The sequence below is a fragment of the Cellulosimicrobium cellulans genome, from assembly GCF_001722485.1.
In the GTDB taxonomy this organism is placed as follows: Bacteria; Actinomycetota; Actinomycetes; order Actinomycetales; family Cellulomonadaceae; genus Cellulosimicrobium; species Cellulosimicrobium cellulans_A.
In genome coordinates this window covers 1-4946 of the sequence record NZ_LWGL01000204.1, presented here as the reverse complement: position 1 = coordinate 4946, position 4946 = coordinate 1, and the positions used below count along the sequence as shown (strand labels likewise).

At 77.7% G+C, this 4946-nt stretch carries 5 protein-coding genes; 2 read left to right on the top strand and 3 right to left on the bottom strand.

From position 1 onward, the window contains the following. Together JZ5iCDA_RS15535 and JZ5iCDA_RS15530 are read left to right on the top strand one after the other, a co-directional pair. Positions 1 to 494: DUF6069 family protein (locus JZ5iCDA_RS15535; RefSeq protein WP_290438819.1), on the top strand; the 494-nt coding region annotated here is incomplete at its 5' end. Between the two features lie 79 nt (positions 495 to 573). Continuing rightward, complete coding sequence (locus tag JZ5iCDA_RS15530) at positions 574 to 1191, top strand: dihydrofolate reductase family protein (protein ID WP_069387972.1); 618 nt, start codon at positions 574 to 576, stop codon at positions 1189 to 1191. Positions 1192 to 1246: 55 nt separating this feature from the next. Here JZ5iCDA_RS15530 and JZ5iCDA_RS15525 read toward each other — a convergent pair whose 3' ends face one another. From JZ5iCDA_RS15525 to JZ5iCDA_RS15515, 3 genes are all read right to left on the bottom strand, one after another. After that, the gene (locus JZ5iCDA_RS15525; RefSeq protein WP_069387971.1) at positions 1247 to 2839 is read right to left on the bottom strand and encodes a fused response regulator/phosphatase; all 1593 of its coding nucleotides are present in this window, start codon (positions 2837 to 2839) and stop codon (positions 1247 to 1249) included. After that, on the bottom strand, positions 2836 to 4602 hold the full coding sequence (locus JZ5iCDA_RS15520; RefSeq protein ID WP_069387970.1) for a sensor histidine kinase: 1767 nt from the start codon (positions 4600 to 4602) through the stop codon (positions 2836 to 2838). The genes JZ5iCDA_RS15525 and JZ5iCDA_RS15520 overlap by 4 nt, the downstream gene beginning before the upstream one ends. Beyond that, the coding region (locus JZ5iCDA_RS15515) for a SpoIIE family protein phosphatase (RefSeq protein ID WP_171905403.1) at positions 4599 to 4946 on the bottom strand (348 nt) is incomplete at its 5' end. The genes JZ5iCDA_RS15515 and JZ5iCDA_RS15520, both read right to left, overlap by 4 nt.

The following is a 4946-nucleotide window of genomic DNA, read 5'->3' as shown; positions in this document are numbered from 1 at the left end:
GGGGGGGGGGGGGGGGGGGGGGGGGGGGGGGGGGGGGGGGGGGGGGGGGGGGGGGGGGGGGGGGGGGGGGGGGGGGGGGGGGGGGGGGGGGGGGGGGGGGGGGGGGGGGGGGGGGGGGGGGGGGGGGCCCCCGCTGGTCCGTCCCGCTCGTCGCGGCGGTGGTCGCGGTGGCCGTCCGCCTCGTCGGCACCGCCGCGGGCGTCGACGTCGTGGCGCGCTCGGGTGCCACGACCCGCGCCGTCGGGGTCGTCGACGTCGTCGTGGCCGGGCTCGTCGTCGGCCTGCTCGGCTGGGCCGTGCGCGCGCTGCTCGCCCGGGTGCGTCGCGACGTCCCCGGACGCGGCGAGCGCGCCTGGCTCGTGACGTGCGCCGTCGTGCTGCTCGTGTCCCTGCTCGGCCCGCTCGGCGGGGTCGGCGGCGGGTCCGTCGCGGTGCTCCTGGCGGAGCACGTCGCCGTCGGCGCCGTCGTCGCGCTCGGCCTGCGCCGCGCCTGACCACCGGCGCCGCCGATGAGTTCCGGCCGGGGCGGCGGTCCACCACCCGGCACCGACCCACCGCGAAAGGACGCACCCCATGGCGACGCTCGTCTCGACCCTGTTCATCTCGCTCGACGGCGTCGTCGAGATCGACCCGGAGTGGCACTTCCCGTACTTCGACGACCACATGGGGGCGGCCGTCGACGAGGACTACCGCGACGTCGACGTCCTGCTCCTGGGGCGCGTCACGTACGACAGCTTCGCGGGCGCGTGGCCGGAGCGGGAGGCGGCCGGCGAGGAGGACGCCGCGTACGCGAAGCAGCTCGGCGACACGCGCAAGGTCGTCGCGACGCGCGGCACCCAGGACCTCGGCTGGCGCAACGCCGAGCGCCTCGACGGCGACCTCGTCGAGGCCGTGACCGCGCTGAAGGCGACGCCCGGCGCGCGCAAGGTCCTCGTCCCCGGGTCGATCTCCGTCGTGCGCCAGCTCCTCGCCGCGGGCCTGCTCGACGAGCTCCGGCTGCTCGTCCACCCCGTGGCCGCGCGCGCGGGCGAGCGGCTGTTCGACGAGGGCGAGCCGCGCTACCCGCTGACGCTGCTGCGATCGGAGGTGTACCCGACGGGCGTCGTGCGGCTCGTGTACGCGCCGGCGGCGCCGCCCGCGGACGCGACCTACGAGGACGTGCGCGACAAGGTGCCGTCCGCGGACGCCTGACCGGGCGCGTCGGGACGGACGGGTCGGGCCACCACCCGCGCGGTGGCCGTCGTGGCTACGGCGCGCTGCGCCGCACGGCCACGACGGCCACGTCGTCCTCGCGCCCGGCGTCGTCGAACGCCGCGACGAGGAGGTCGCACACCCCGTCGGGCGGCGACCCGGCGGCCCCGGCGGCCGTGCTCGCGAGCGTGTCGAGCGCGGACCGCAGCGAGGCGCCGCGGCGCTCGACGAGCCCGTCCGTGACGAGCACGAGGACGTCGCCCGGCGCGAGCGCGTCGTGGTGGACGGGACGCTCCTCGGTGCTCGGCACGCCCAGCAGGCGCGAGCCGGCCTTGGCCTCGTCGACCCGGCCGTCGGTCCGCACGACGAGCGCGGGCAGGTGGCCCGCGTCGGTGACCTCCACGGCCCCGGTCACGGGGTCGAGCACGCACACGCACACCGTCACGAACTCCGCGTGGTCCTGGCGCAGCGACGCGTTGAGGAGGTCGAGCGCCCGCCCGGCGGAGTGCCCCTCGCGCAGGTAGGCGCGCAGCGTGAGCCGGACCTCCGCCATCACCGCCGCGGCGCGCAGCGAGTGCCCCTGGACGTCGCCGATCACCACGGCGACGCGGCCGTCGGGCAGGTCGAACGCGTCGTAGAAGTCGCCGCCGACGTCGAGCCGCGCGTCGGAGGCCTCGTACCGGGCGGCGACCTCGACGTCGCCGCGCACCGCGAGCCCGGCCGGCAGCATCGTCCGCTGGAGGGCGAGCGCGATCCGGTGCTCCTCGGTGAACGTGCGCAGGTTCGCCAGGGCGACCGTGGTCGCCTCGGTGAAGCGCCCGACGGCCTCCTCGTCCTCCTCCGACGGTGCCGACGTGCCGTCCTCGAGCTGCACGCCGAGACCGCCGACGAGCGCGCCGTCGGCGTCGACCAGCCACACCGTCCACCACGACCCGTGCGCGACGCCCGCCTCGGCGAGCAGCGGCCGCCACGGCGCGGGCAGGTCCTCCGGGGCGAACACGGCGGTGCCCGCGTCGCCCGGCGGCAGGACGGGCACGGTGCCGCGGCCGCGGACGAGCGGGCCGTGCTCGGACGTGCAGACGCTGCGCAGGACCACGCCCGCGTCGGCCACGACCATCGCGACGACCGGCCGGCCCAGGACCGAGTGGGCCCCGCGCGCCGCGCGGTCCACGACGTCCTCCGGCGAGCGGGCCTCGTGCAGCGGGACGAGGGCGGTGGCGAGCGACTCGAGCCGGCGGGCCGTGCGGACGGTGCCGCGCTGCACGTCGTGCGTGCGGCACAGCGCGGTGATGGTCGCGAGGAACTCGTCCCGGTCGAGCGGCTCGGGCAGGTACGCGTCCGCGCCGCCCTCGAGGCCGGCCGTGCGGGCGGCGGCGTCGACGGCCGTCGCGGACACGTGGAGCACGGGGACGTGCGCCGTCGCGGGGTCAGCCTTGAGCCGGCGGCACACCTCGGGCCCGGGGACGTCGGGCAGGTTCACGTCGAGCACGACGGCGTCCGTCGCCGCCGACGCGCGCGCCACCGCCTCCGCGCCCGTCCCGGCCTCGACGACGCCGAACCCGGCGCGTCGCAGCCAGCTCGCCATGACGTACCGGTGCGCCGGCGTGTCGTCGACGACGAGCACCGTCCTCGTCCCGCCCGTGCTCATCGGCTCCCCGCCTCGCCGAGCAGCGTCGCGACGAGCGTCTCGCGGTCGATCGCGGACTTGGCCAGGAACGGCACGGGGGCGCGGTCCGCGGGCTGGCGCGGCGGCGGGCCGCTCGACATGAGCACCACCGGCATCCCGGGATTCTGCTGCGCGATCCGCCCGAGGACCGTCAGCCCGTCGGTGCCGGGCATGCGGATGTCGAGCAGCACGGCGTCGGCGGACGCGTCGCGCAGCAGGGCGAGCGCGTGGGTCGCGTCGTGGGCGACGCTGACGCGCGCGGCGGCGTCGCGCAGCATCGACACGAGCACCCCCGCGTAGGCGCGGTCGTCGTCGACGACGAGCACGTGGCCGACGGGGTGGGGCGTCGCGGGAGCGGGGTCGGCGGCGGCCGGCGCCGGCGGCACGGCGGGGACGACGGGTTCGGCGGGTGCGGCGGGCAGGGACGGCAGCCGCAGCGTGAACGCGCTGCCGGCGCCCGGCTCCGACGTCGCGACGAGCGTGCCGCCGAGCGCCTCCGCGGTCCGGCGCGCGTAGGGCAGGCCCAGGCCGGTGCCCTTGACGGTGGGCTGGAGGCGGTTGGGCACCTGGACGAACTCGTCGAACACCGCGTCGAGCTGGTCGGCGGGGATGCCGAGCCCCGTGTCCTCGACGGTGAACGCGACGGCGTCCGCGTCGTCGTCCGGACCGGCCGTGAGGCGCACGTGCCCGGACTCCGTGAACTTCACGGCGTTGGTCAGCAGGTTGCGCAGGACGCGTGCGAGGAGCCGCCGGTCGGTCACGACCCGCAGGCCGCGCGGGGCGACGACCTCGAGCGCGACCCCGGGGCGCACGAGCGGCAGCGTGGTGCCGCGCAGCTCGTCGAGCAGCTCGACGACGTCGACCGGCGTCGGGTCGACGTCCTCGTGCCCCGCCTCGGCGCGCGCGAGGTCGAGCAGCTCGTCGACGAGCGTGAGCAGCGTGTGGGCGCTCTCGCGCACGAACGCGACCTGCTGCTCCTGCTCGGCGTCGAGGTGGGAGTCCGCGAGCAGGGACGACAGCCCGATGATCGAGTTCACCGGCGTGCGCAGCTCGTGGCTGACGTTGCGCAGGAAGCGCGTCTTCGACTCGTTCGCCGCGGCGAGCGCGCGGCCGCGCTCGTCGAGCTCGGCGTACAGGGCGACGACGCCCGTGTTCGTCTCCTCGAGCTCCGAGGAGAGCTGGTCGTACATCGCGAGGACGCCGCGGTTGGTCTCCTCGAGCTCCTCGTTGACGCGGCGCAGCTCCTCCTTCTGCTCGGTCAGCTCGTCGAGCGTGCGGAGGAGGTCGGCGTTCTGCACGCGCAGCTCGTCGAGCGCGTCCGCGGCGGGGGCCGCGTTCACGGAGCGCCGCACCGCGGCCAGCGTCGCGTCGTCGACGCAGGCCCCGGCCGGGAGCGTCTTGGCGAGGACGACGCGCCGGCGCGGGGCGTCGAGGTCGAGCTCGTCGAGGAGGCGGCGTGCGGCGGGGATGCCGCCCTCGCTCGAGCTGCCCTCCGCCGGCAGCGGCTCCCGCGTCACGACCTCGGCGCGCAGCCGCGCGTGCGGGACCCCGCCGACGACGGCGATCGTCACGTCGGCGGGCCCGGTCGCGACCGCGGCACGCCCAACCTCGGAGAGTGCGGTCGCGACGCGCACCTGGTCCTGGGTGTCGAGGCACAGGTGCCGCGCGATCTCGCGCCCGGCGCGGCGCAGCGCGAGGACGTCGGTGTCGGCGCGCAGCTGCGTGACGAGGAGCGGCGCCGTCATGCGACCCCCTCGCGGGCGGTGGGCGCCGGGAGTGCCGCGACGCACGCGTCGTCGCGCCGCACGCCGTGGTCGCGCAGCAGCACGCCCGCCACGACGAGCGGCGAGCGCGCCGCGAGTCCCGGGTAGTCGGCGAGCGACCACCGCGCGGTGAGCCCGTCGCTGTGCATGACGACGACGTCCCCCGCCTCGAGCGGGTACGTCGTCTCGCGCAGCGCGCGGCCGTGCGAGCCCGCGATGCCGGGGTGGCTGACGAGCCCGCGCGTGCGCGCGCCGTGCACCGCGCCCGCGATGTTGCCAAGGCCCGCGTACCGCAGGGCCGTGCCCGCCGGCTGCGCCACGGCGAC

Coding starts and splice junctions, on each gene's coding strand:
- JZ5iCDA_RS15530 (WP_069387972.1), top strand. CDS start 574: ATGGCGACGCTCGTCTCGACCCTGTTCATCTCGCTCGACGGCGTCGTC.
- JZ5iCDA_RS15525 (WP_069387971.1), bottom strand. CDS start 2,839: ATGAGCACGGGCGGGACGAGGACGGTGCTCGTCGTCGACGACACGCCG.
- JZ5iCDA_RS15520 (WP_069387970.1), bottom strand. CDS start 4,602: ATGACGGCGCCGCTCCTCGTCACGCAGCTGCGCGCCGACACCGACGTC.